The organism is Brevundimonas sp. DS20 (assembly GCF_001310255.1).
Taxonomy (GTDB): domain Bacteria; phylum Pseudomonadota; class Alphaproteobacteria; order Caulobacterales; family Caulobacteraceae; genus Brevundimonas; species Brevundimonas aurantiaca.
In genome coordinates, this window is sequence record NZ_CP012897.1 from 1,159,326 (window position 1) to 1,181,652 (window position 22,327).

Annotated in this window: 27 protein-coding genes; 16 read left to right on the plus strand and 11 right to left on the minus strand. The window is 67.4% G+C overall.

The features are described from left to right. Position 1: 1 nt before the first annotated feature. From JL11_RS05590 to rpoD, 3 genes are all read left to right on the plus strand, one after another. Positions 2-247, plus strand: coding sequence for a hypothetical protein (locus tag JL11_RS05590; protein ID WP_054764788.1), 246 nt, complete (start codon positions 2-4; stop codon positions 245-247). Between the two features lie 8 nt (positions 248-255). Continuing rightward, a complete protein-coding gene (locus JL11_RS05595; protein WP_231681408.1) occupies positions 256-651 on the plus strand; it encodes a PIN domain-containing protein in 396 nt (131 codons plus the stop codon). 365 nt (positions 652-1,016) lie between these two features. Next, on the plus strand, positions 1,017-2,963 hold the full coding sequence (gene rpoD / locus JL11_RS05605; RefSeq protein WP_054764791.1) for an RNA polymerase sigma factor RpoD: 1,947 nt from the start codon (positions 1,017-1,019) through the stop codon (positions 2,961-2,963). A gap of 42 nt (positions 2,964-3,005) precedes the next feature. Here the strand turns inward: rpoD and JL11_RS05610 are convergent, their stop codons facing one another. Beyond that, positions 3,006-3,269, minus strand: coding sequence for a DUF2798 domain-containing protein (locus tag JL11_RS05610; RefSeq protein WP_054764792.1), 264 nt, complete (start codon positions 3,267-3,269; stop codon positions 3,006-3,008). Positions 3,270-3,472: 203 nt separating this feature from the next. On the opposite strand from JL11_RS05610, the gene JL11_RS05615 reads away from it, so the two are divergent. Genes JL11_RS05615 through JL11_RS05625 form a run of 3 tightly spaced genes read left to right on the plus strand, consistent with a single transcriptional unit; the run spans position 3,473 to position 4,936 of the window. Then, positions 3,473-3,652, plus strand: a complete 180-nt coding sequence (locus JL11_RS05615) for a DUF2256 domain-containing protein (RefSeq protein WP_054764793.1) — start codon at positions 3,473-3,475, stop codon at positions 3,650-3,652. A gap of 56 nt (positions 3,653-3,708) precedes the next feature. Next, complete coding sequence (locus JL11_RS05620) at positions 3,709-4,449, plus strand: extensin-like domain-containing protein (protein ID WP_054764794.1); 741 nt, start codon at positions 3,709-3,711, stop codon at positions 4,447-4,449. 37 nt (positions 4,450-4,486) lie between these two features. Next, a complete protein-coding gene (locus JL11_RS05625) occupies positions 4,487-4,936 on the plus strand; it encodes a hypothetical protein (RefSeq protein WP_054764795.1) in 450 nt (149 codons plus the stop codon). Positions 4,937-4,941: 5 nt separating this feature from the next. On the opposite strand, the gene JL11_RS05630 is transcribed toward JL11_RS05625, so the two are convergent. The 4 genes from JL11_RS05630 to JL11_RS05645 are packed head-to-tail and all read right to left on the minus strand — an operon-like array spanning position 4,942 to position 6,712. Further along, on the minus strand, positions 4,942-5,289 hold the full coding sequence (locus JL11_RS05630) for a DUF1428 domain-containing protein (RefSeq protein ID WP_054764796.1): 348 nt from the start codon (positions 5,287-5,289) through the stop codon (positions 4,942-4,944). A gap of 22 nt (positions 5,290-5,311) precedes the next feature. Continuing rightward, a complete protein-coding gene (locus JL11_RS05635; protein ID WP_054764797.1) occupies positions 5,312-5,794 on the minus strand; it encodes a VOC family protein in 483 nt (160 codons plus the stop codon). Further along, a complete protein-coding gene (locus JL11_RS05640) occupies positions 5,794-6,252 on the minus strand; it encodes an SRPBCC family protein (RefSeq protein ID WP_054764798.1) in 459 nt (152 codons plus the stop codon). Before JL11_RS05640 ends, JL11_RS05635 begins: the two co-directional genes overlap by 1 nt. A 13-nt stretch (positions 6,253-6,265) precedes the next feature. Beyond that, positions 6,266-6,712 (minus strand): VOC family protein, encoded by a 447-nt coding sequence (locus JL11_RS05645; protein ID WP_054764799.1) that lies wholly within the window; start codon positions 6,710-6,712, stop codon positions 6,266-6,268. 56 nt (positions 6,713-6,768) lie between these two features. Here JL11_RS05645 and JL11_RS05650 point away from each other — a divergent pair, with 56 nt between their 5' ends. After that, positions 6,769-7,464 (plus strand): winged helix-turn-helix transcriptional regulator, encoded by a 696-nt coding sequence (locus JL11_RS05650; RefSeq protein ID WP_054764800.1) that lies wholly within the window; start codon positions 6,769-6,771, stop codon positions 7,462-7,464. Positions 7,465-7,555: 91 nt separating this feature from the next. Then, positions 7,556-9,463 (plus strand): methyl-accepting chemotaxis protein, encoded by a 1,908-nt coding sequence (locus tag JL11_RS05655; protein ID WP_054766836.1) that lies wholly within the window; start codon positions 7,556-7,558, stop codon positions 9,461-9,463. Positions 9,464-9,476: 13 nt separating this feature from the next. Here the strand turns inward: JL11_RS05655 and JL11_RS05660 are convergent, their stop codons facing one another. Beyond that, the gene (locus JL11_RS05660) at positions 9,477-9,686 is read right to left on the minus strand and encodes a flagellar basal body rod C-terminal domain-containing protein (RefSeq protein ID WP_054766837.1); all 210 of its coding nucleotides are present in this window, start codon (positions 9,684-9,686) and stop codon (positions 9,477-9,479) included. A gap of 206 nt (positions 9,687-9,892) precedes the next feature. On the opposite strand from JL11_RS05660, the gene JL11_RS05665 reads away from it, so the two are divergent. From JL11_RS05665 to JL11_RS05675, 3 genes are all read left to right on the plus strand, one after another. Then, a complete protein-coding gene (locus tag JL11_RS05665) occupies positions 9,893-11,806 on the plus strand; it encodes a DEAD/DEAH box helicase (RefSeq protein WP_054764801.1) in 1,914 nt (637 codons plus the stop codon). 38 nt (positions 11,807-11,844) lie between these two features. Beyond that, entirely contained in the window at positions 11,845-12,168 is a 324-nt protein-coding gene (locus tag JL11_RS05670; protein ID WP_054764802.1) for an Mpo1-like protein, read from the plus strand. A gap of 92 nt (positions 12,169-12,260) precedes the next feature. Then, positions 12,261-13,151: a hypothetical protein gene (locus tag JL11_RS05675; protein ID WP_054764803.1), complete on the plus strand. Its 891-nt coding sequence runs from the start codon at positions 12,261-12,263 to the stop codon at positions 13,149-13,151. A gap of 72 nt (positions 13,152-13,223) precedes the next feature. On the opposite strand, the gene JL11_RS05680 is transcribed toward JL11_RS05675, so the two are convergent. The 5 genes from JL11_RS05680 to JL11_RS05700 all read right to left on the minus strand — a co-directional run bounded on the left by JL11_RS05680 (position 13,224) and on the right by JL11_RS05700 (position 17,659). Next, positions 13,224-13,784 carry a 3D domain-containing protein gene (locus JL11_RS05680; RefSeq protein ID WP_082382608.1) on the minus strand — a complete coding sequence of 187 codons (561 nt, stop codon included), beginning with the start codon at positions 13,782-13,784 and terminating at the stop codon, positions 13,224-13,226. 84 nt (positions 13,785-13,868) lie between these two features. Then, the gene (locus JL11_RS05685; protein WP_054764804.1) at positions 13,869-14,693 is read right to left on the minus strand and encodes a sulfite exporter TauE/SafE family protein; all 825 of its coding nucleotides are present in this window, start codon (positions 14,691-14,693) and stop codon (positions 13,869-13,871) included. Between the two features lie 35 nt (positions 14,694-14,728). Further along, positions 14,729-15,418: a hypothetical protein gene (locus tag JL11_RS05690; protein WP_054764805.1), complete on the minus strand. Its 690-nt coding sequence runs from the start codon at positions 15,416-15,418 to the stop codon at positions 14,729-14,731. A gap of 75 nt (positions 15,419-15,493) precedes the next feature. Beyond that, the gene (gene dusA, locus JL11_RS05695; RefSeq protein WP_054764806.1) at positions 15,494-16,510 is read right to left on the minus strand and encodes a tRNA dihydrouridine(20/20a) synthase DusA; all 1,017 of its coding nucleotides are present in this window, start codon (positions 16,508-16,510) and stop codon (positions 15,494-15,496) included. Positions 16,511-16,729: 219 nt separating this feature from the next. Further along, entirely contained in the window at positions 16,730-17,659 is a 930-nt protein-coding gene (locus JL11_RS05700; RefSeq protein WP_054764807.1) for a LysR family transcriptional regulator, read from the minus strand. A gap of 93 nt (positions 17,660-17,752) precedes the next feature. On the opposite strand from JL11_RS05700, the gene JL11_RS05705 reads away from it, so the two are divergent. The 5 genes from JL11_RS05705 (at position 17,753) to JL11_RS05725 (ending at position 22,314) form a co-directional block, all read left to right on the plus strand. After that, complete coding sequence (locus JL11_RS05705) at positions 17,753-19,255, plus strand: CoA-acylating methylmalonate-semialdehyde dehydrogenase (protein ID WP_054764808.1); 1,503 nt, start codon at positions 17,753-17,755, stop codon at positions 19,253-19,255. A gap of 143 nt (positions 19,256-19,398) precedes the next feature. Next, positions 19,399-20,538 carry an isobutyryl-CoA dehydrogenase gene (locus JL11_RS05710; RefSeq protein WP_054764809.1) on the plus strand — a complete coding sequence of 380 codons (1,140 nt, stop codon included), beginning with the start codon at positions 19,399-19,401 and terminating at the stop codon, positions 20,536-20,538. Positions 20,539-20,595: 57 nt separating this feature from the next. Then, positions 20,596-20,865: a type II toxin-antitoxin system Phd/YefM family antitoxin gene (locus JL11_RS05715; RefSeq protein ID WP_082382609.1), complete on the plus strand. Its 270-nt coding sequence runs from the start codon at positions 20,596-20,598 to the stop codon at positions 20,863-20,865. Continuing rightward, positions 20,846-21,274, plus strand: coding sequence for a type II toxin-antitoxin system VapC family toxin (locus tag JL11_RS05720; protein WP_054764810.1), 429 nt, complete (start codon positions 20,846-20,848; stop codon positions 21,272-21,274). Before JL11_RS05715 ends, JL11_RS05720 begins: the two co-directional genes overlap by 20 nt. Next, on the plus strand, positions 21,271-22,314 hold the full coding sequence (locus JL11_RS05725; RefSeq protein WP_054764811.1) for an enoyl-CoA hydratase/isomerase family protein: 1,044 nt from the start codon (positions 21,271-21,273) through the stop codon (positions 22,312-22,314). Before JL11_RS05720 ends, JL11_RS05725 begins: the two co-directional genes overlap by 4 nt. Positions 22,315-22,327 lie beyond the last annotated feature (13 nt).

A 22,327-nucleotide genomic window follows, 5' to 3' on the forward strand; every position in this document is an offset into this window, starting at 1 on the left:
CATGGATGGCTCCCAACCCGTCAGGATCACGCGCGAAGGCGATCATCAGGTCGTCCACCTGCCGAGCGGCGTCGCCGTTCCGGCGGACGCGGTGGTGCGTCAGGAGGGGGAGCGGCTGATCATCGAGAAGGCCGGGCCGTCGATGGGGTCTTCCGCCCGTCTTCTGGCGGTGCTGGCGACTCTGCAGCCGATCGATGAGCGTCTCGACCCCTTCGATGATCAACCGCCTGAACCGGTGGATCTTTGAGCGGCTATATGCTGGACACCAACGCGGTGTCGGACCTGATGTATGATCCGATCGGCCCCGTCGGTCAGCGACTGGCCCTTCTGGGCCCCGTGGACGTCTGCGTCAGTCTGATCGCCGTGGCGGAACTCCGCTTCGGGACTTGCAAATCCGGTTCTCCCAGGATCGCGATGCAGTTGGAGCGCGTGCTGTCAGGATTGGCGGTGAAGGCCTGGGACGCCCCGGCGGATCGCCTCTATGGGGAGGTTCGCGCGGAACTTCAGCGTTCGGGCCGCTTGATCGGCGCCAACGACCTGCTGATCGCCGCCCACGCCCTGGCGCTGGACTGCATCCTCATCACCGACAATGAACGCGAATTCTCGCGCGTTCCGGGTCTGCGCGTCGAAAACTGGTTGCGCGAGCCGTAGGGCGGCCTTGACTCCGCCGCCTTGCGACGCCATCTGGCGCAATCGGATCATGACGCCTTAGTGCGCGAGGTCGAGAAGGCGGCGGCGAAGTCCGGTGCGCCATTCCTGGCCGCAAATGCGCCCCTCGCCGAGGCAAGGGTCCGATGGTCGCAGGCGTTTGACGACGCCTCGGTCCCGGCGCGAGAGGCGTCGGGGCGGGATGAGGGGGTTCCGTCGGCGGCAGCTGCGCGGGATGCGCTTCGCCGTGCGATCAAAGCCGGGACGATTTGGGAAGACAGCGCGGGCGCGTAACCTTACGCCTCGCCAAGCATTGTATTTTCGCCGGGGCGGATTGATCACCCCCTCCGGCCGGAGACAGACTGACTATGAACGCACAGACCGAGACGCAGGACACCGAGGTTTCGACCGACGGGCCCCTGCTCGATCTGACCGACGCCGGCGTCAAGAAATTCATCAAACAGGCCAAGGCGCGCGGCTATGTGACGATGGAGGAGCTGAACAAGGTCCTGCCGTCCGAAGAAGTCACCCCCGACGCCATCGAAGACACCCTGGCCATGCTGTCGGAAATGGGCGTCAACGTCGTCGAGGCCGAGGAGGACGCGCAGGAGCAGCAGTCCACCGACGTCGCCGCCGCCGCCTCCACCGGCGTGGCCGAGACGCCCGCCAAGGCCGCCTATGACCGCACCGACGACCCGGTGCGGATGTATCTGCGCGAAATGGGCTCGGTCGAACTGTTGAGCCGCGAGGGCGAGATCGCCATCGCCAAGCGGATCGAGGCCGGCCGCGACGCCATGATCTCGGGTCTGTGCGAAAGCGCCCTGACCTTTGAGGCCATCATGGTCTGGCGCGACGAGCTGGAGAACAACCGCATCCTGCTGCGCGAGGTCATCGACCTGGACGCCACCTACGGCGTGCTCAACCCCTCCTCCCTGCCGGGCGCCGCCCAGCCTGAGGGCGAAGAGGAGGAAGAGGCCGAGGACAAGCCGGTCGCCGAGGACAAGCCCGAATCCGACGACGAGGACGAGGACGACTTCGACGACGGCGGCGGCATGTCGATCTCGGCTCTGGAGGCCGAGCTGCGCGACGGGGTGATGGAGGTTCTGAACGCCATCGCCGCCGACTTCGGCGCCTTCCGTGCGTTGCAGGACAAGCTGGTCCAGGCCCGGCTGAAGGGCGAGACCCTGAGCGCCAAGGACGAAAAGACCTATCAGACCCTGACGACGACCATTTCGGATCGTCTGAAGACGATGAAGTTGAACAACAACCGCATCGAGGCCCTGGTCGAGCAGCTGTATGCGATCAACAAGCGCCTGATCGGTCTGGAAGGCCGGCTGCTGCGTCTGGCCGACAGCTACGGCATTTCGCGCCCCGAATTCCTGAAGGCCTATTTCGGCTCCGAGCTGGACCCCACCTGGACCGATCGGATCAAGGATCAGGGCGTGCGCTGGACCAAGTTCAGCGAGAACGAAGCCAGCCAGATCGCGACCATCCGCGCCGACGTCGCCGCCGTGGCCCTGGAGGCCGGCCTGCCGATCGACGACTATCGCCGCATCGTCCAGACGGTGCAGAAGGGCGAGCGTGAGGCCCGTCAGGCCAAGAAGGAGATGGTCGAGGCCAACCTGCGCCTGGTGATCTCCATCGCCAAGAAATACACCAACCGCGGCCTTCAGTTCCTGGACCTGATCCAGGAGGGCAACATCGGCCTGATGAAGGCGGTCGACAAGTTCGAATACCGCCGCGGCTACAAGTTTTCGACCTACGCCACCTGGTGGATCCGTCAGGCGATCACCCGCTCCATCGCCGACCAGGCGCGCACCATCCGTATTCCGGTGCACATGATCGAGACGATCAACAAGATCGTCCGCACCAGCCGCCAGATGCTGCACGAGATCGGCCGCGAGCCGACCCCGGAAGAGCTGGCCGAAAAGCTGGCCATGCCGCTGGAGAAGGTGCGCAAGGTCCTGAAGATCGCCAAGGAGCCGATCAGCCTGGAGACCCCGATCGGGGACGAAGAGGATTCGCACCTGGGCGACTTCATCGAGGACAAGAACGCCGTCCTGCCGATCGACGCCGCCATCCAGTCGAACCTGCGCGAGACCACCACCCGCGTCCTGGCGTCGCTGACGCCGCGCGAGGAACGGGTGCTGCGCATGCGCTTCGGCATCGGCATGAACACCGACCACACGCTGGAAGAAGTCGGCCAGCAGTTCTCGGTGACGCGCGAACGGATCCGTCAGATCGAGGCCAAGGCCCTGCGCAAGCTGAAACACCCCAGCCGGTCGCGCAAGCTGCGGTCCTTCCTGGACAGCTGAAGACGATCAGGGGCGGCGCCGAAAGGGCCGCCCCTTTTTCGTTCAGCGGGCGGGCTCGACCAGGGCTGCGACGATGCGCCGGACCAGGGGCAGGATCAGCAGCAGGACCGGGAAGGCGATCAGCCAGGACAGGCCCCAGGCCTGCATCCAGGCGCTGGGAAAGGCCGGGGCGAAGCCCAGGGTTCGAGCGGTGGCGATGGCTGAGACCACAAAGGTCATGATCAGCGACAGGATCAGCGGCATGACCAGTCCGGCGTAACGCGCGGGCAGGCGTCGGAACCGGACGACGGCGGGATGAGGGTGCATGGTTTGCGTCTCTCTTTAAACTCAGGTCTTCGGCGCGGGCATCCGCCGGACGAACCGGCCCCGGCCGAAGACCGGGATGGATGCGTTGCCTGACGTGAGACGCTTACGGCCGCCGAGGCGACGTGCGCCCTGTAGCAAGGTTGAGAGTGTTTCGCAACAATGGCGGCGCGGTCCCTCGCCCGCCGTTTCAAATAGAGGACCGGATGGGCCGCAAACACGTCAATCTGGGCACGGCGCCGGCCAAGGCCGATCTGCCGCAGAAGGTCTGCGACGCCTGCGGCCTGCCGTTCGTCTGGCGCAAGAAATGGGCGCGGGACTGGGATCGTGTGCGGTTCTGCTCGGACCGCTGTCGGGCCAAGGGCGTGTCGGAAGAGCGGCGATAGGCGGCTCTCCGCCTCGTGACCGGCGGACCCGGCGGGAATCGGCTAGGACCGGAGCCATGTCCTCGTCGCCTCGTCTGATGCGCCTTTGCGCCGGCCTTTCGGTCCTGCTGGTCTTGGCCGGCTGCGTCCGGCGCGCGCCGGAGCCCTTGCGGCCGTCGCCCTATCCGGGCCAGACGGCGGCGCCTCTCGTCGGGGGGCTGATCGACCGGCCGATCGACGGGGGCACCCAGGCGGCGGTGGTGCGCGAAGGCTCTGAGCTGGGGCGGTGCATGGCCCAGCTGACCGCGGCGCGGGTGCGGTTCAGCCCCGTGCCGGATCGGCAGAACTCGGCCGTCTGCGGCCTGAGACAAGGCGGGGTGCTGGGGCCGGACCTGGGGACGGTGGCGCGGATGGCGCCCGGCGACGTCGAGATGACCTGCCAGACCGCCCTGGCGCTGAGCGTCTGGCGGCGTCAGTCGCTGGAACCGGCGGCGCGCGAGATCCTGGGGTCGGACGTGGTCCAGATCGACCATATGGGCGCCTACGCCTGTCGCAATGTGAACAACGGCGTGGGCTCCAGCCGGATCAGCGCCCACGCCCAGGCGGCCGCCCTGGACTTCGCCGGGGTGCGGCTGAGGGACGGGCGGCGGATCACGGTGACGAAGGATTGGAGCGGCGACGCGCCCGAGGCCCGATTCCTGCGCCGTATCCGCGACGACGCCTGCCGCATCTTCGGAACAGTGCTGAGCCCAGACTACAACGCCGTCCATTTCGACCATCTGCATCTGGAAGCGACCGACACACGTTTCTGCCGCTGAGGCGGCGCCGAGTGGGGCCGTCGGCCGGGAGAGGCGCATGGCGAAACGGTTGAAGGTCTTCACCTGGTCGGACGGATTTCACGCCTTCACGGTGGCGGTCAGCTCGCGGCCCAAGGCGCTGGAGGCCTGGGGCTCCAAACAGGATCTGTTCGCCACGGGCCTGGCCAGCGAACTGAGCGGCGGCCCCGACTATGAGGCGGCCTTAGCCGCTCCAGGCGAGGTGATCGAACGCGGCCTGGCCATCGACGTCGGCAAGATCAAGAAGGCGGCCGGACCGAAGAAGGCCGCCGGTCCGTCCAAGGCCCGGCGCGCCAAGATCCAGCGGCTGGAAGCCGAGCTTGAGACCCTGGACGCCGAACATCAGCAGGCGATGGCGGATCTGGCGGATCGGCTGAAGGCCTTGGAGGACGAACAGGCCGAGCGGGAGCGGACCCATGCAAAACGCCGCAAGGCCCTGACGGCGGCCCTGAAGACGGCGCGTCGTTGAGCCCCCTACGACTGGAAGATGGTTTCGAAACCGCCCCACATCATCCGCTTGCCGTCGAAGGGCATGTCCATCTCGGCGAAGCCGGGGTCGGTCTCCATCTGGGCCCAGCAGGCGTCGGCGGTGGCGCGGTCGGGCCAGGTGACCCAGGAGAAGACCACCACCTCGCCCGGCTCCAGCTTCACGGCCATGGGAAAGCTGGTCAGCTTGCCGTCGGGCACGTCCTCGCCCCAGGTCTCGACCTGGGACAGGGCGCCGTATTTCTGAAACAGGGGCCAGGAGGCCTGGGCGGACTTGACGTAGCGCGCCTTGTCCTCGGATTTCACGGGGGTCAGGAAGCCGGTCACATAGGTCATGGGGTCGTCCTTTGCTGAGGGGTCAGAGGTCGGCGACGGCGCGGTCCAGGGCCGCGACGTCGATCTTGATCATGTCCATCATGGCCTGCATGGCGGCCTTGGCGCGGGCGGGGTTCGGGTCGGTCGTCAGTTCCATCAGGCGCCGAGGCGTGATCTGCCACGAGAGGCCCCAGCGGTCCTTCAGCCAGCCGCAGGCGTTCTCGCGGCCGCCGTCAGCGGTCAGGGCGTCCCACAGCCGGTCGGTTTCGGCCTGATCCTCGGTCATCACCATGAAGGAGACGGCCTCGGTGAAACGGAAGTTCGGCCCTCCGTTCAGGGCCAGATACTCACGGCCCGCCAGGACGAACTGCACCGTCAGGACCGAACCGGCCGGGCCGGACGGCGTGTCGACCGGCGAGCGGTTGACGGCGGTGATACGGCTGTCGGGTAGAAGCGACACATAGAAGGCGGTGGCGGCTTCCGCCTCGCCGTCGAACCACAGGCAGGGAACGATCTTGTCGGCCATCACGCCACGCCCTCGGCCAGTTCGGCCAGTTGATCGGCGACGGCGGCCCAGCCCTGTTCGAAGCCCATGGCTCGGTGCGCCGACATGGCCTTTTCGTCCCAATGGCGGGCGACGGCGGTGTAGAGGGTCGCATCGTCCTCGGCCTCGAAGGTGTCGATGCGGACGAAGTTCATCTCGCCGGCCTGGGGAACCCAGCCCTCGGTGAAGGCGCCGGTCGAGACCAGTCTGCGGCCCGGAACCACCTCCAGGAAGACGCCGGAATAGGGATGACGCTCCCCCTCGGGCGAGGCCATTTCGACATTGGCCCGGCCGCCGACGCGCAGGTCCCAGTCCACCACCGGCGTGGTCCAGGGGCGGGGGCAGAACCATTCGGCGGTGCGTTGCGTATAGACGTTCCAGACCGTTTCCGGCGCGGCCCTGATCAGGCGGCTGATGCGGAGTTCGAAAATCTCGGACATGACGATCTCCGCCTCAGGCCGGCGTCAGGTCATGGGCGGCGAAGGCCTCGGGCCCGGCGGCGACGGCTGTGGGGTCCATCCACATGACCTCCCAGATATGGCCGTCGGGATCGGCGTAGCTGCGGCCGTACATGAAGCCGTAATCCTGGGGGCTGTTCGGGTCGGGCAGACCCCCGGCGCCGGCGGCCTGGGCGACCGTCGCATCCACCGCCGCCTTGTCCTCGCGCGACAGGCACAGCAGCATCTGGGCCGAGACCTGGGCGTCGGGAATGGCCCGGTCGGTGAAGCTGCGCCACTTGTCGTGGGTCAGCAGCATGACGTGGATCACGTCCGACACCACCATACAGGCGGCCGTCTCATCGCTGAACATCGGGTTTTTCGTCGCCCCGACGGCTTCATAAAAGGCGATCGAACGGTCAAGGTCGGCGACGGGCAGGTTGATGAAGATCAGTTGGGTCATGCGGCGGTCCTCTCCCTCTTTGCGGACCGTGCCTTTGGTAGTTAGAATAGTCAATAATGAAGTTAGAAAAAGTAACTGCAAAGCCAGGGCGTCGTTATCATGACGCCTGCGGGGCCGCCCATGGGCTGGATCTGATCGGCGAACGCTGGGCCCTGCTGGTCGTGCGCGAGCTGATGCTGGGCCCGCGCCGGTTCGGCGATCTGAAGAAGGATCTGCACGGCATATCGGCCAATGTCCTGACCCAGAGGCTGGAGGGGCTGGAGGCGTCGGGAGTTCTGCGGCGTCGCAAACTGCCACCGCCCGCCTCGGTCCAGGTCTATGAGCTGACCGACTGGGGGCTGGAGATCGAGCCGGTCTTCATCGTCCTGGGGCGCTGGGCGGCGCGGTCGCCCCAGCATGATCCGACCCTGCCGATCAGCGCCGTCTCGATCATGCTGTCGTTCAAGACCATGTTCGATCCCGCCCTGGCCGGCGACGCGCCCCTGGTCCTGGGCTTCGTCTTTGAAGACGAGACCTTCCGGGTTGAGATCCGGGACGGCGGTCTGGACGCGCGGCGGGGGCCGATCGACGACACCGCCGTGGTCCTGACCACCCGCCCCGAACTGGTGGCGGCGGCCGTTTACGGCAAGGTTCCGACGGCGGCGCTTGAGGCCGAAGGCGGGCTGAGGATCGTCGGCGACCGGGCGGTCTTCGAACAGTTCACTGGGTATTTCCACCTACCAGAAAAGGTCGGATTGGAAGCGTCGCCTTAGAAGGTTTGGTAAGGCTTGTCCGGTAGTTGCGACGGGTTAACCGCTTTCGGAGCCGGTCGTGTTCAAGTCCTTGTCCATATCCATCAAGCTGATGATCGCGCTCGGGGCGATGATGAGCGCGTGCGGCGTGGCGACCCTGGTCGTCCTGTTCAGCCTGGTGACGCTGCAACGGTCGGACACGGCCGAACGGTCCGCCTATCAGATCAGCGAGGCGGCCACTCTGACCCTGGCCGCCGCCGTCGAACAGCAAAACGCCCTGCGCGCCTATGTGGCGACGGGCCAGGAGACGGCGCGACGGGACTATCTGGCGCGCAAGGCCGCCTTCGACCAGGCGGCCCAGGCCCTGGACGCCAGCGACGCCGATCATGTCTACGCCGCCCAGCATCAGGCGCTGAAGGCCGCCAGCGACGCCTTTCACCAGCAGTCGCAGGGGCTGATGGCCCAGGCCGCCGATCCGGCGACCCGGCTCCAGGCCGAAGCGCGGCTGTTGCAGACGGCGGACCTGAAGGACATTCGCGCCGCCGTCGCCGCTGTCGATCAGGCCGCCGATGCGGTGCTGAGTCAGAGAAGCGCCGCCAAGAAGGCGGCTTTCGGACGGGGCTATGCGGCCCTGGTCGTCGGCGGGATCCTGGCCCTGCTGGTCGCCGCCGCCATGACGGTCTGGCTGGTCCGGGCGCTCAGCCAGCCGATCGTCGCCATGACCCGCGCCATGGCGCAGCTGGCCGGCGGCGATCTGAAGGTCTCCATCCCGGCCCAGGAGCGTGGCGACGAGATCGGCCGGATGGCCGCGGCCGTCGGCACCTTCCGCGACAACGCCGTCGAAAAGGCCCGGCTGGAAGCCGAGGCCCAGTCGCAGCGGGCGGTCAGCGAGGCCGAACATCGCGCCAATGAAGCCGAAAAGGCCCGGATCGCCGAGGAGGATCGGATCGCGCTTACGGCCCTGGCCGAGGGGCTGTCGGCCATGTCCAACGGCGACCTGACCTATCGGATCGAAACCGAGTTCGCGCCCAAGGCCGCCCAGCTCAAGTCCGACTTCAACGCCGCCATCGCCCAGCTGCAACAGGCGATGGGCGTCGTCCTGGGCAATGTGGCGGGCATCCGTTCGGGCGCGGCCGAGATTTCCCAGGCCGCCGACGACCTGTCGCGCCGCACCGAACAGCAGGCCGCCTCTCTGGAAGAGACGGCGGCCGCCCTGGACGAGATCACCGCCACGGTGAACAAGACCGCCGCGGGCGCGCGCCAGGCCGCTGACGTCGTCGACGCCGCCAAGGGCGACGCCGAGACGTCGGGCGTCATCGTCCGCGACGCGGTCGAAGCCATGCAGGCGATCGAGTCCTCGTCCAGCCAGATCAGCCAGATCATCGGCGTCATCGACGAGATCGCCTTCCAGACCAATCTTCTGGCTCTGAACGCCGGGGTCGAGGCGGCCCGGGCGGGCGAGGCCGGTCGCGGCTTCGCCGTCGTGGCCTCCGAGGTCCGGGCCCTGGCCCAGCGGTCGGCGGAGGCGGCGAAAGAGATCAAGACCCTGATCTCGACCTCCACCAGCCAGGTGGGCACCGGCGTGACCCTGGTCGGACAGACCGGCGAGGCCCTGCAACGGATCGTCGACCGGGTGGCCGAGATCGACGGCCTGGTGTCGGAAATCGCCGCCTCCGCCCAGGAACAGGCCATCGGCCTGGCCCAGGTCAATACGGCCGTGAACCAGATGGACCAGGTCACCCAGCAGAATGCGGCCATGGTCGAACAGTCGACCGCCGCCAGCCACGCCTTGGATCAGGAAGCCCAGTCCCTGCAAGCCTCTGCGGCCCGGTTCAAGGTCGGGACCGTGGGTCAGGCTTCCCCCGCCAAGTCCGCGGCGCAACGTCCGGCGGCGCCGGCTCCGGCTTCGGCGCGGGCGTCTACGCCCCATATGGCGGCGGCCTTGAAGACCCTGGGGCGCGGCGGCGCGGCCCTTGCGTCCAAGGCGGCGCCCGAAGCCGACGGCTGGGAAGAGTTCTAAGCGGCGACGCGGCTCAGGCCAGGATGTCCAGCAGGGTCGCCGTCATTTCGTCGGCGGTGCGGACCACGGCGGCGTTGGCGCTGAAGGCGGTCTTGGCCTGGAGGCGTTCGACGGTTTCCTCAGCGAGGTTGTCGAGCGGCGCGGTCGCAGTGCGGCGCGCGCTGTCGTCGAACCGCGTCTGGGCGCTGGTCATTCCGGCGGCGGCGATGGAAAGCGCTTGCATGATGAAGCTCCAGGCGAGGCGGGTTTGATCGCCAGACTGCGTCTGTCCGGTCAACGTCGCCTGAAGGAACAGGGTGAACGGCGTTTTCCGCCCCGCTTCAGCCTTTATCCGTGTATAGAGCGCCCTTCATTCGCCCGGCCTGAGGTCTGTCCTCGGCCGGGCGCGGTCGTTTCGACGACCGCCTCGTCCGTCATTCCAGGTAGCCGATGCCCTTTCCCGCCGTTCACCCCGCGCTCGACCGCGCTCTGATCAACAAGGGCTATGCCGAACCGACCCCGGTTCAGGCCGCCGTCCTGGAAGGCGAGCACGCTGACCGCGACCTGCTGGTCTCGGCCCAGACCGGGTCGGGCAAGACGGTCGCCTTCGGTCTGGCCGCCGCGCCGACCCTGCTGGGCGACAGTCCCCAGTTCGGCCCCGGCGGCGCGCCCCTGTGCCTGGCCATCGCCCCGACGCGGGAGCTGGCCATGCAGGTCGCCGCCGAGCTGCAATGGCTGTACGCCGACTCCGGCGCCAAGATCGCCACCTGCGTCGGCGGCATGGATGCGCGTCGTGAAGCCCGCGCCCTGGGTTTCGGCGTCCATATCGTCGTCGGCACGCCCGGCCGTCTGAAGGACCATATCGACCGGGGCAATCTGGACCTGTCGCAGCTTAAGGTCGCGGTGCTCGACGAGGCCGACGAGATGCTGGACATGGGCTTCCGCGAGGATCTGGAGCACATCCTGGACCAGGCGCCGCCCGAACGCCGCACCCTGCTGTTCTCGGCCACCCTGGCGCGCGAGATCGTGACCCTGGCCAAGCGCTACCAGAAGGATGCGGTGCGGATCGACGCGACCGACAAGTCGCGCCAGCACGCCGACATCGAATACAGGGCCTATCGCATCGCGCCCAATGAGATCGAACATGCGGTGGTCAACACCCTGCGCTGGTTCGAGGCGCCGCGGGCCATGGTCTTCTGCTCCACGCGCGACAGCGTGCGGCATCTGCAATCGTCGCTGCTGGAGCGGGGCTTCTCGACCGTCAGCCTGTCCGGCGAAATGGGCCAGCGCGAGCGGACCGACGCGCTTCAGTCGCTGCGGGACGGCCGCGCCCGCGTCTGCGTCGCCACCGACGTCGCCGCGCGGGGTCTGGACCTGCCCGACCTGGGCCTGGTCATCCACGCCGAACTGCCGATGAACCGCGCCGGCCTGCTGCACCGTTCGGGCCGGACGGGCCGGGCGGGCAAGAAGGGCGTCTCGGTCATGCTGGTGCCCCACTCGCGTCGCCGCAAGGCCGAGCGTCTGATGGACGAGGCGGGGATCGACGCCGTCTGGTCCGGCGCGCCCACCTTCGACGAGATCCGCAAGGCCGATGAGGACCGTCTGCTGTCGCCGTCGCATTTCGAGGCCGAGGTGTCGGACGAGGACATGATCGTCGCCAAGCGGATGATCGCCGAGCGCACGCCCGACGAGATCGCCGCCGCCCTGGTTCGCCTGCTGCGCAAGGAACAGCCGGCGCCGGAAGAACTGTCCGATCCGGGCGCCGATCGCGGACCGGCCAAGCGCGACCGGGCCGCGCGCACCGACGACGGGACCGCCGCCCAGCCCTGGCCCGGCGAACGCCTGGGCGCCGATGAGGTGGTCTGGTTCCGCCTGGACGTGGGCCGCAACAAGAACGCCGACCCTAAATGGCTGATCCCGCTGATCTGCCGCATCGGCGGTATTTCCAAACCCCAGATCGGCTCGATCCGCACCTTCCCTGAAGAGACCCGGTTCGAGATCGCCAAGACCCATGAAAAGGCCTTCCGCGAGGCGGTCGCCGCTTCGAAGGAAGAGGTGAAGATCACGCCGTCGGAAGCGCCCACGCCGGGGTCGATGAAGGCGTCCCGCTACGCCGGCAAGCCGCGCGAGGACGGCGACCGCCCCTTCAAGAAGACGCCCTACAAGCGCGCCGAAGGCGGGGAGGGCGACGCCCGTCCGCCGTTCAAGAAGAAGCCCTGGGCGCCCAAGACAGACGGCGCCGCCAATCCGCGTTCGAATGCGGCGGGCGACAAGCCCTTCGCCAAGAAGCCGTTCAAGGCCAAGCCGGGCTTTAAGAAGGACGGGTTCAAGAAGGACGGATTCAAGGGCAAGCCCAAGGGCTGAGACTTGATTGATCCTTGGCGGAGGCGCACCCTCCGCCCATGACCACGCCGTCCGAACCCCAGGGCCGATACGCCTCGTTCGAGGCCTTCTATCCCTATTACATCCATGAGCATTCCAACCGGGCCTGTCGGCGCATCCACGTCGTGGGCACCGGACTGGTGATCCTGGCCTTTCTCGCCTTCGTCGTGACCCTGAACCCCTGGTGGCTTCTGGCCATGCCCCTGGTCGGCTACGGCTTCGCCTGGATCGGGCATTTCTTCTTCGAGAAGAACAGGCCTGCGACATTCCGATATCCGCTGTGGAGCCTGATGGGCGATTTCCGCCTGTTCTTCGAGACCGTGTCCGGCCGACGCAAATTCTGACGCTGCGGGGCCGCTTCCCAAAGCTGCGCCATTCTGAAAAATGAGTTATGCAAGGAGCGCGGCGAGGGGCCGCAGGGAAGGGGACCAGCTTCATGAAACGCATCGCCGCCGCGGCCGTCGCCGCCCTCATGCTCACGCCGGGCGTCGCCCTGGCCCAGAAGTCGGGCGGCCGGCCGGACTTCACCCTGTCGCCCAACTATGGCGAGGTGGAGCTGGAAAGCGGCTTCACCCCCGATCCCTGGACCAAGTCCATCCTGGCGGGCGGTTCCGTGGCCGCCTCGGCCGCCCGTTCGGGCTGCGAAGGTTCGGTCAGCGCCGCGCCGGATCTGCAACTGACCTATGAGGCCGGCGAACTGGACCTGACCGTCCGGGCCACGGCCTCGGAAGACACCACGCTTCTGATCAATACGCCCGACGGTCAGTGGCTGTGCGACGATGACAGCGGCGGCGATCTGAACCCTCAGGTGCTGATCTCCGATCCGCAGAGCGGCCGCTACGACATCTGGCTGGGCACCTATAATGACAAGATGGTCCAGGCGACGCTGGAGGTCAGCGAACTGGGCGGCTCCAGCAGCGGCGGCGGCGAAAGCCCCGATACGGATAAGGAGCCGAACTACGGCTCGGTGCGCCTGCGCACCGGCTTCACCCCCGATCCCCACGAAAAGTCGATCCTGGCCGGCGGCTCGGTCCCGGCCGCCAACGCCAAGGCGGGCTGTGAAGGTTCGGTCAGCGCGGCGCCCGACTATCAGGTCTTCTTCGAGGCGGGAAATCTGGACCTGACCTTCCTGGTCGAGGCGTCGGAAGACACCACCCTGTTGATCAATACGCCGAACGGCCGCTGGTACTGCGACGACGACAGCGGCGGCAGTCTGAACCCCAAGGTCCAGATCACCAATCCGCAGAGCGGCCGCTATGACGTCTGGGTCGGCACCTATGGCGACGACATGGTCCAGTCGACGCTGAAGGTCAGCGAACTGGACTGAGCCTTCGCAAATCCCGCACATGAAAACGCCGGCCCCTGACGGAGCCGGCGTTTTTCACGTCTTGAAGGTGATTTAGCGGGCGGCGCTTTCCCAGGCCGGGGGGCAGCCGTCGAAACGACCGGCGTCGGCGATGGTCAGGGTCCGCATGTTCAGACGACGCGCCTGGGCCATCGAGCCGCGGCCGTTCCCGGTATAGAGGTCGATCTTCTGACCCTTGATCGCCCCGCCGGTGTCGGAGGCGTACCAATAGCCGTCATGGATCGAACCGTCGGCCAGACGCATCCCCACAGTTTCGCGGATGAAGAGTTTGGTGCGACGCGGAATGACGCGCGGATCGACCGCCACGGTGCGCATGGCGATGGGGCGACAACCCAGGGAGTCGTTGCCCGTCGCCCCGCCGCCGCCCGCGTGGTACAACCGGGCCGAGGCGCGCCAGTCGGGATCGCCGGCCATCAGCTCGGCCTGTTCCTCGGTCAGGGCCGCAGCCTCCAGATCGGGGGAACCGATGTCGTCCGCCGGGGTTTCAACCCTGGCTGCATCCGCCGCGACAGCGACATTGTAAGGGACAGGCTCGCTCGAAACCGAGGACAGAGCGGTCCACAACAAGGCGAAGGCAGCGGAGGCGCCGATCATCCGATTTGCTCATAGAGGCGCCGGCTCCCAACGCCGCCGGCGCGCGTTTTGTCGCCGGGACTTGTGGCCAGAAAGGGGCGCGGCTCAAAACGCCTTGATGACGACCGATAGGGCTGTCGCCAACAGATAGACTGCAAAGGCTTTTTTCAGGACGCGCCGATCCAGCCGGTGCGCCAGCCGCGCGCCCAGCGGCGCCGACAGGGACGTCATCGTCCCCATGATCACGGCGGCGGGCAGATTGACATAGCCGAGCGACAGGGGCGGGCGGCCCGGCGCGTCCCAGCCGAAGACGACGAAACCGGCCGCCGCCGCCGCTCCGATCGCGACCCCGAAGCCCGAGGCCGTCGCCACCGCCTGGTGGATCGGCCGGCCGAACAGGCTCATGGTCATGCCGCCCAGACTGCCGCCCCCCACGCCCATCATGGCCGAGAACAGGCCGATCAGGCTTCCCAGGACGCCTCGGGACCAGCCCGTCGGCATGTCCTTGCGCAGCACGTAGCGCTCTGGCAGCAGGCCCATCTGGGCCGCCACCAGGATCAGCAGGACGCCGTAGACCAGGGCCAGCCCCTCCATGGAGGTCACGCCGGCGATGGCCGCCCCCGCCACGGCGCCCAGGGCCACCCAGGGCGTCCAGGTCCGCAGCACCTGTTCGTCCACCGCCCCGTGCTTGCGGTGGGCGGCCAAGGATCGCAGGGCGGTGACCACGATGGTCGCCAGCGAGGTGCCGATGGCGGTGTGCAGATCGCCCTCTCCCCCGACGCCCAGGACGGTGAAGGCGTAGAACAGCACCGGCACCAGAACCGTGCCGCCGCCCACCCCGAACAGGCCGGCGATGATCCCGCCGAACAGCCCCGCCCCGATCAGGGCCAGAACCAGCAGGGCGATTTCAGACAGGGGCAGGCCGAACATGCCGCGCCCTTAGCAGGCGCGGGGCGCCTTCACCATCAGAACCGGTAGTTGAGCCCGATCTGCACGACGGGCAGGACCTTGTAGTCGTCGGCGTCGGCCTGAATCTCACGCTCCTCTTCCGCCAGACGATCCTGGAAGGCCGGCTGGTCGGACAGGGTCCCGCCCGAGGCGTTCAGATCGACCTGGGGCGCATCGCCGAAGGCCGCGCCGGCCAGCAGCCTCAAGCCCCAGCGCCCGTCATGGGTGAAGGTGTTGTCGAACCCCAGGCCGACGAAGGGGGCCGTGCTTTCCAGGTCGATGCGGCCGGTCAGGGTTCCGACCTGCTCAGGCGTGAAGACCAGGCCGCCGATATTGACCGGCTCGGTCGGGGTGGCGTTCAGATCGACCTTGCGCGTGCCGAAATAGGCGCCGCCCGAGACGAAGAAGGGGTTCTTGAACGGGTGCAGATCCACGAAGGCGCCCGGCGACTTGAAGTCGATGTCGGCCTCATAGTCGATGCCGTCATAGGTGTCGTCGCGGTCCCACTGAAGCGCGTCATAGCCGCCGCGCAGCACCAGATAGTCGTTCACGGCGAACTGGGCCTGAAGCCCGGCGCCCGGCGTGCCGACCTGGGCGCCCAGGGCGAACCGGCCCCGCTCCGCACTGGAAACGGGCGTCTGGGCTGCGGCCTGGGCGGCGGGCAGGAGGGCGGCCGCGGCGGCGGCGGCGAGGGCGATGAGCTTCATGGCGGACTCCGGTCGCGAAAAGGGTTCGACGCTGAAAGGCGCGGCGACCCGGACGGTTCCCGTCCCGGCTGGGCGTCAGGCCGCCGCGTCGCGCCGCGCCTCGGCCTCGCGCACCGCCTCGGCGGCGCGGTCCAGAACCTCCAGCCCAGCGCCCGGCCGGATGGCCTCGACCGTCAGGATGCGGCGGAAGGCCCGCGCGCCCGGCCGTCCGTGCATCAGCCCCAGCATGTGGCGCGTCATGGCCGCCAGCCGCACCCCCTCCGCCAGCCGGGCCGCCATATAGGGGCGATAACGGTCCAGCGCCGTAAAGGCGTCGACGTCGATCGTCTCGGCCCCGAACAGGCGCCGATCCGCCTGACCCAGGAGGGCCGGCTCATGATAGGCGGCCCGGCCCAGCATCACCCCGTCCAGCCGCACCCCGTCGGTGTCGTCCAGCAGGGTCTCGGCCTGATCCAGATCGGCGATCCCGCCGTTGATCGAAATGTTCAGCTGGGGCCGCTCGCGCTTCAGCCGGCGCACCAGTCCATAATCCAGGGGCGGCACGTCCCGGTTCTCCTTGGGCGACAGGCCCTGAAGCCAGGCCTTGCGCGCATGGACGATGAAGACCTCGATCCCGACGGCGGCGCAGGCGTCCACGGTGGCGAACAGGCTGACCTGGGGGTCCTGGTCGTCGACGCCGATCCGGCATTTGACCGTGGCGGGCACGGACACGGCCTCCCGGATCGCCGCCATACAGTCGGCGACCAGCGCCGGCTCGCGCATCAGACAGGCGCCGAACCGGCCCGACTGAACCCGGTCCGAGGGACAGCCGACGTTCAGATTGATTTCGTCATAGCCGTAGGCTTCGCCGATCCTGGCCGCCTGGGCCAGTTCTTCAGGATCGGACCCGCCCAGTTGCAGGGCGACCGGATGTTCGACCGCATCGAACCCCAGCAGATGATCCCGATCCCCATGCAGCACCGCCGGCGCCGTCACCATCTCCGTATAGAGCAGGGCCCGCGCGCTGAGGGCGCGGTGAAACGCCCGGCAATGCCGGTCGGTCCAGTCCATCATCGGGGCCACGGACAGCCTACGTGCGTGGGTTATAGGCATTGTTCAGTAATATCAAAACTTTGGTTGGCAGACTGTGCGCTCGATCTTGCGCCGGTTTGCGACGTTGTTTCCGGCTTTTCGACATCTCAGCGCACGCAGGGCGCACACGAAAATGGCGAGGTATTCGAAGCTCCCGTCCGGAACATGCGAGTCCAGGAGGAAGGGTCGCTATATAGGCGAGACCGTCCTCAAACGCGATGATGCGCGGGACAGCGGCCGTCAGCGCCGCTTCGATCCCTGTCGAGCCGGACGGTCCTGATCGGACCCGCGACGCTCGTGGGGAGACAGTCGTGTGCGGTGCATGTCGCAGATGTCCTTTATCCAGGCGTGAACAGCCTTGATCCGTGCACTGCCGTGGACCTCCCGGTGGGTGCTGAGCCAGAAACGACGCTCTATCCAGAGGTCTGGAAGCACGCGTTGGAGGCCGGTCGCCATGAAGCAGGGCAGGACGCCGATTCCCCCGTTCCCGGCGATGATTTCCCTCTGCGCGCGGATGGATGAAGAGGAAAGGACGGGCTTCAAACCCGGTGAAACCTCATCGAGATACCTGAGCTCCGGCGCATAGATCAGATCCTCGACATAGCCGACGATGTCGTGCCCGGTCAGGTCATTGGCGTCCTGGGGCGTCGGGTGTCGCTCGAGATACTCCGGCGAGGCGTAGAGCCCGAGCTGATAGGGCGTCAGCGGCTCCACGACCAGGCGAGCGCTGTCGGGCGCGCTCAGGGTGACGGCCATATCCACCTCGCGACGGCTGGGAGAGAGAAAGCCCGAACTGGCCGCCAGTTCTATCCGGAGATGAGGATGCTGTCGGCGAAGCCCGGAAAGGGCAGGCGCCAGGATGGTGGCGCCGAATCCCTCGGCGGCGCTGATCCGCACGGTGCCCGCGATGCGATCGGGATGGCCGACGCTCGCCGCAGCTTCCATCGCCACCTCAGCCTGGGCGCCCGTTTCGAGGAGGTAGGCGCCGGCGGCTGTCAGCCGAAGGCCGCTTTTGGACCTCACAAGCAAAGTGGCCTTCAGGGCCGACTCCAGCCTCGCGATCCGGCGGCCCACGGTCGCCGCGTCAATCCCGAGCCGGATGGACGCTGTCGAAAGGGAGCCGCTGCGGGCTGCGGCGAGGAACACTCGGAGATCGTCCCAATCGAACATGCAGAAATGCAATCTCAAACACGCAAAAACGCAGTTCAAGTCCGTAGATGAACAGTCTAGGTCTGGGCAAGATAAAAAAAGGCAGGAACGCTCATGCGCGACATCAACCATTTCATCGACGGCGCCGTCTTCGCGGGCGCGTCGGGCCGGTTCGGCGAGGTGTTCGATCCCAATACGGGGGCGGTTCAGGCGCGGGTCCAGCTGGCCACGGCCGGCGAGGTCGATCGCGCCGTCCAGGCGGCCCAGAACGCTTTCGAGGGCTGGTCCAGCACCAATCCCCAGCGTCGCGCCCGAGTCATGTTCGACTTCAAACGCCTGGTCGAGGCGAACATGAACGAACTGGCCGAACTGCTGTCCAGCGAGCACGGCAAGGTCATCGCCGACTCCAAGGGCGACATCCAGCGCGGGCTTGAGGTGATCGAGTTCGCCTGCGGCATCCCCCATGCGCTGAAGGGCGAATACACCCAAGGGGCCGGGCCCGGCATCGACGTCTATTCGATGCGCCAGCCGCTGGGCGTGGTGGCGGGCATCACCCCGTTCAACTTCCCGGCCATGATCCCGATGTGGATGTTCGGCGTGGCGATCGCGGTGGGCAACACCTTCGTGCTGAAGCCGTCCGAACGCGATCCGTCGGCGCCGGTGCGGCTGGCCGAACTGATGCTGGAGGCCGGGGCGCCCAACGGCGTGCTGAACGTGGTGCATGGCGACAAGACCGCGGTCGACGCCATCCTGACCCATCCCCTGGTCCACGCCGTCAGCTTCGTCGGCTCGTCCGACATCGCCCACTATGTCTATCAGACAGGCGCGGCCAACCATAAGCGGGTCCAGGCCATGGGCGGGGCCAAGAACCACGGGATCGTCCTGCCTGACGCCGACATGGATCAGGTGATCAAGGATCTGGCGGGCGCGGCCTATGGCTCGGCCGGCGAGCGCTGCATGGCCCTGCCGGTGGTCGTGCCGGTCGGCAAGAAGACGGCGGACGAACTCCGTGAACGGATGGTCGCCGAAATCCCCTCGCTGCGGGTCGGCGTCTCGACCGACGCCGGCGCCCACTACGGTCCCGTCGTCACGGCCCAGCACCGCGAGCGCGTCGCCGGCTGGATCGAGAAGGGCGTCCAGGAAGGCGCCGAACTGGTCGTCGACGGCCGCGACTTCAGCCTGCAGGGGCATGAGAAGGGCTATTTCATCGGCCCGTCCCTGTTCGACCATGTGAAGCCCGAGATGTCGTCCTATCAGGAGGAGATCTTCGGCCCGGTGCTCCAGATCGTCCGCGCCGAAACCTTCGAGGAGGCCCTGGCCCTGCCGTCGAACCACCAGTACGGCAACGGCGTCGCCATCTTCACCCAGAACGGCCGCGCAGCCCGCGACTTCGCCGCCCGGGTCAATGTCGGCATGGTCGGGATAAACGTGCCTATCCCGGTGCCGGTCGCCTATCACACCTTCGGCGGCTGGAAGCGTTCGGCCTTCGGCGACATCAACCAGCACGGCATGGAAGGGGTCCGCTTCTGGACCAAGACCAAGACCGTGACCGCCCGCTGGCCCGACAGCGCCCTGGAGCATTCGGACAGTTCGTTCGTCATTCCGACGATGCGCTGACCCTTCGCCGCCGTCACCCTCGGGCTTGACCCGAGGGCCGGATTGTCCGCGCTTGTGCGCCGACGCGGATGAACAGACGCGCCCGCCTCCGATCCTCGGGTCAAGCCCGAGGGTGACGGGGTCGGGGCGGGGAGTGACGATAGATGGACTTCGCCCTTACCGACGACCAACGCGCCATCCAGGACGCGGCGCGCGCCTTCGCCGAGGCCGAGCTGGCGCCCCATTCGGCCCGCTGGGACGAGGAGAAGCAGTTCCCCGTCGAAGTGATGAAACAGGCGGCCGAGATGGGCTTCTGCGGCATCTATACCGGAGAGCAACACGGCGGCATGGCGCTCGGCCGGGTCGAGGCGGCGCTGATCTTCGAGGAGTTGTCGCGCGGCGATGTGGCGACGGCGGCCTTCATCTCGATCCACAATATGGCGACCTGGATGATCGACCGGTTCGGATCGGACGCTCTGCGCGCGCGGTTCGTGCCCGATCTGGTCGGGATGGAGAAGATCGCTTCGTACTGCCTGACCGAGCCGGGCTCCGGCTCCGACGCGGCGGCGCTGCGGACCACGGCGGTGCGCGACGGCGACCACTATGTGCTGAACGGTTCCAAGGCCTTCATCTCGGGCGCGGGGACCAGCGACCTCTATGTCGTCATGGTCCGCACCGGCGGCGAAGGGCCCAAGGGGATCAGCGCCCTGGTGGTCGAGGCTGGGACGCCCGGCCTGTCGTTCGGGGCCCAGGAGCGGAAAATGGGCTGGAACGCCCAGCCGACCGCCATCGTCCAGTTCGACGACTGCCGCGTGCCCGTCGCCAATCTGCTGGGCGAGGAGGGGGCGGGCTTCCGCTACGCCATGGCGGGTCTGGACGGCGGGCGTCTGAACATCGCCGCCTGTTCGCTGGGCGGGGCGCGGCTGGCGCTGGAGACGGCGCAGGATTACGTCGCAACCCGCAAACAGTTCGGTCGGCCGATCGGCGAGTTCCAGGCGTTGCAGTTCCGCCTGGCGGACATGGCGACCGACCTGGAGGCGGCGCGGCTGATGGTGCTGCGCGGGGCCTGGGCCATCGACGCCGACCATCCGGAAAAGACCAAATGGTGCGCCATGGCCAAGCGAATGGCCACCGACGCCTGTTTCCAGATCGCGGACGAGGCCCTGCAACTGCACGGCGGCTACGGCTATCTGAAGGACTATCCGCTGGAACGGATCGTGCGGGATCTGCGGGTCCACCGCATCCTGGAAGGGACCAATGAGATCATGCGGGTGATCATCGCACGGGAGATGGGACGGGGATGATGGCGGTCGGCGCCGCGATCTGTTATTCTGACCAGAATTCTGATCAGGAATTCGACCATGCGCTCCATCGGGGTTCTCGAGGCCAAGACGTCGCTGTCGGCCTTGCTGGACGAGGTTCAGACCTCAGGCGAGACCATCGTCATCACCCGACACGGGCGACCAGTGGCGCGGCTGACGCCCGAGCCGCGTCGTCGCCGACTGTCCGGCGCCGAACTGGCCGCACGGTCTCAGGCCTTTATGGCCGGGCAGGCGGCGGATGCGGACTGGGCGCAAATGAGCTGGGACCAGTTGAAGGCGATTGCGCGCGATGAAGACCCTGGTCGTTGACGCCTCGGCGGCGGCGTCCTGGCTGCTGGCGAGCCAATCCACGGCTCCAGCGCGTCGTCTGCTGGCGGCGCTGGACGACTATGAACTGATCGCGCCAGATGTCTTTCAGTGGGAAATCGGCAATCTGCTGGTCCGGCAATCGCGGCGCGACGCCGGGTTCGACCTGTCCCAAGCCTTCGCGCGGCTGGACGAGTATGAGATCGGTCTCGCCCCTGTCATGTCCGCTGCCGAGGTGCGGCGGATGGCCTTTCTGGCCCAGGGTCGGGGCTTGAGTCTGTTTGACGCGGCCTATCTGTGGCTGACGCTCGAAAGGGACGCCGGCCTGGCGTCGCGGGACGCCGATCTTCTGAACGCCGTGGCGGACGCCGGCCAGGATGTTCTCGATCTCAGGGAAAAGGAACGTCCATGACCGAAGCCGAAATCATCGCCCGCATCGAGAACGGCGTGGGCCGCATCACCCTGAACCGGCCCAAGGCCATCCACGCCCTGAACCGGCCGATGTGCGAGGTCATGACCCAGGCCCTGCTGGCCTGGCGCGACGATGCGGCGGTCACGTCGGTGCTGATCGACCATGCCGGCGAGCGCGGCTTCTGCGCCGGGGGCGACATCCGCACGCTCGCCAAGAGCGGGGCGGGCGATGCGTCGGAGGCCAGGGCCTTCTTCCTGGCGGAATACCGGCTGAACCATCTGATGTTCGACTATCCCAAGCCGATCACGGCGATCGTGGACGGGATCGTCATGGGCGGCGGCGTCGGCATATCGGAACCCGCCGCCATCCGTATCGCCACCGAGCGGACCACCTACGCCATGCCCGAGACGGGCATCGGCCTGTTCCCGGACGTCGGCGGCGGCTGGTTCCTGCCGCGCCTGCCGGGCCAGACCGGCGTCTGGCTGGCGCTGACGGGGGCGCGGCTGAAGGCGCAACAGACGATCGAACTGGGCATCCACACCCACTATGTTCCGTCCGATCAGATCGAGGCGCTGAAGGCGGACATAGTGAACGGCGGCGAGCCGATCGAGGCCGTGGGCAAGCACGACATGCCGATTCCGCCGGGCTTCACGTTCGAGCGCAAAGCCATCGACCGGCTGTTCGCCTTCGACACGGTCGAAGAGATTTTCGCAGCCCTGGAGGCGGACGGTTCGGACTGGGCACTGGCTCAGCTGGCGGTCCTGAAGACCAAGTCGCCCCAGTCGTTGAAGGTCTCGCTGCGCCAGATCCGCACCGGGGCCAGGCTGACCGCCTTCGCCGACAATATGGCGATGGAATACGCCCTGGGCGGCCGGATGGTGCGGACCCACGACTTCCAGGAGGGTGTCCGCGCGGTGATCGTCGACAAGGACAATGCGCCGAAATGGTCCCCCGCGGACCTGTCGGGCGTTACCGAGGCGACGCTGGCCGCCCTGTTCGCGCCTCTGCCTGAACATGAACAATGGACGCCGCTGCCCTGACAGCGTCCCCGCT

Excerpts from the sequence above, each read along its gene's own strand:
- JL11_RS05590 (WP_054764788.1), top strand. The coding sequence starts at position 2 with ATGGATGGCTCCCAACCCGTCAGGATCACGCGCGAAGGCGATCATCAG.
- JL11_RS05595 (WP_231681408.1), top strand. The coding sequence starts at position 256 with ATGCTGGACACCAACGCGGTGTCGGACCTGATGTATGATCCGATCGGC.
- rpoD (WP_054764791.1), top strand. The coding sequence starts at position 1,017 with ATGAACGCACAGACCGAGACGCAGGACACCGAGGTTTCGACCGACGGG.
- JL11_RS05610 (WP_054764792.1), bottom strand. The coding sequence starts at position 3,269 with ATGCACCCTCATCCCGCCGTCGTCCGGTTCCGACGCCTGCCCGCGCGT.
- JL11_RS05615 (WP_054764793.1), top strand. The coding sequence starts at position 3,473 with ATGGGCCGCAAACACGTCAATCTGGGCACGGCGCCGGCCAAGGCCGAT.
- JL11_RS05620 (WP_054764794.1), top strand. The coding sequence starts at position 3,709 with ATGTCCTCGTCGCCTCGTCTGATGCGCCTTTGCGCCGGCCTTTCGGTC.
- JL11_RS05625 (WP_054764795.1), top strand. The coding sequence starts at position 4,487 with ATGGCGAAACGGTTGAAGGTCTTCACCTGGTCGGACGGATTTCACGCC.
- JL11_RS05630 (WP_054764796.1), bottom strand. The coding sequence starts at position 5,289 with ATGACCTATGTGACCGGCTTCCTGACCCCCGTGAAATCCGAGGACAAG.
- JL11_RS05635 (WP_054764797.1), bottom strand. The coding sequence starts at position 5,794 with ATGGCCGACAAGATCGTTCCCTGCCTGTGGTTCGACGGCGAGGCGGAA.
- JL11_RS05640 (WP_054764798.1), bottom strand. The coding sequence starts at position 6,252 with ATGTCCGAGATTTTCGAACTCCGCATCAGCCGCCTGATCAGGGCCGCG.
- JL11_RS05645 (WP_054764799.1), bottom strand. The coding sequence starts at position 6,712 with ATGACCCAACTGATCTTCATCAACCTGCCCGTCGCCGACCTTGACCGT.
- JL11_RS05650 (WP_054764800.1), top strand. The coding sequence starts at position 6,769 with ATGAAGTTAGAAAAAGTAACTGCAAAGCCAGGGCGTCGTTATCATGAC.
- JL11_RS05655 (WP_054766836.1), top strand. The coding sequence starts at position 7,556 with ATGATCGCGCTCGGGGCGATGATGAGCGCGTGCGGCGTGGCGACCCTG.
- JL11_RS05660 (WP_054766837.1), bottom strand. The coding sequence starts at position 9,686 with ATGCAAGCGCTTTCCATCGCCGCCGCCGGAATGACCAGCGCCCAGACG.
- JL11_RS05665 (WP_054764801.1), top strand. The coding sequence starts at position 9,893 with ATGCCCTTTCCCGCCGTTCACCCCGCGCTCGACCGCGCTCTGATCAAC.
- JL11_RS05670 (WP_054764802.1), top strand. The coding sequence starts at position 11,845 with ATGACCACGCCGTCCGAACCCCAGGGCCGATACGCCTCGTTCGAGGCC.
- JL11_RS05675 (WP_054764803.1), top strand. The coding sequence starts at position 12,261 with ATGAAACGCATCGCCGCCGCGGCCGTCGCCGCCCTCATGCTCACGCCG.
- JL11_RS05680 (WP_082382608.1), bottom strand. The coding sequence starts at position 13,784 with ATGATCGGCGCCTCCGCTGCCTTCGCCTTGTTGTGGACCGCTCTGTCC.
- JL11_RS05685 (WP_054764804.1), bottom strand. The coding sequence starts at position 14,693 with ATGTTCGGCCTGCCCCTGTCTGAAATCGCCCTGCTGGTTCTGGCCCTG.
- JL11_RS05690 (WP_054764805.1), bottom strand. The coding sequence starts at position 15,418 with ATGAAGCTCATCGCCCTCGCCGCCGCCGCCGCGGCCGCCCTCCTGCCC.
- dusA (WP_054764806.1), bottom strand. The coding sequence starts at position 16,510 with ATGCCTATAACCCACGCACGTAGGCTGTCCGTGGCCCCGATGATGGAC.
- JL11_RS05700 (WP_054764807.1), bottom strand. The coding sequence starts at position 17,659 with ATGTTCGATTGGGACGATCTCCGAGTGTTCCTCGCCGCAGCCCGCAGC.
- JL11_RS05705 (WP_054764808.1), top strand. The coding sequence starts at position 17,753 with ATGCGCGACATCAACCATTTCATCGACGGCGCCGTCTTCGCGGGCGCG.
- JL11_RS05710 (WP_054764809.1), top strand. The coding sequence starts at position 19,399 with ATGGACTTCGCCCTTACCGACGACCAACGCGCCATCCAGGACGCGGCG.
- JL11_RS05715 (WP_082382609.1), top strand. The coding sequence starts at position 20,596 with ATGCGCTCCATCGGGGTTCTCGAGGCCAAGACGTCGCTGTCGGCCTTG.
- JL11_RS05720 (WP_054764810.1), top strand. The coding sequence starts at position 20,846 with ATGAAGACCCTGGTCGTTGACGCCTCGGCGGCGGCGTCCTGGCTGCTG.
- JL11_RS05725 (WP_054764811.1), top strand. The coding sequence starts at position 21,271 with ATGACCGAAGCCGAAATCATCGCCCGCATCGAGAACGGCGTGGGCCGC.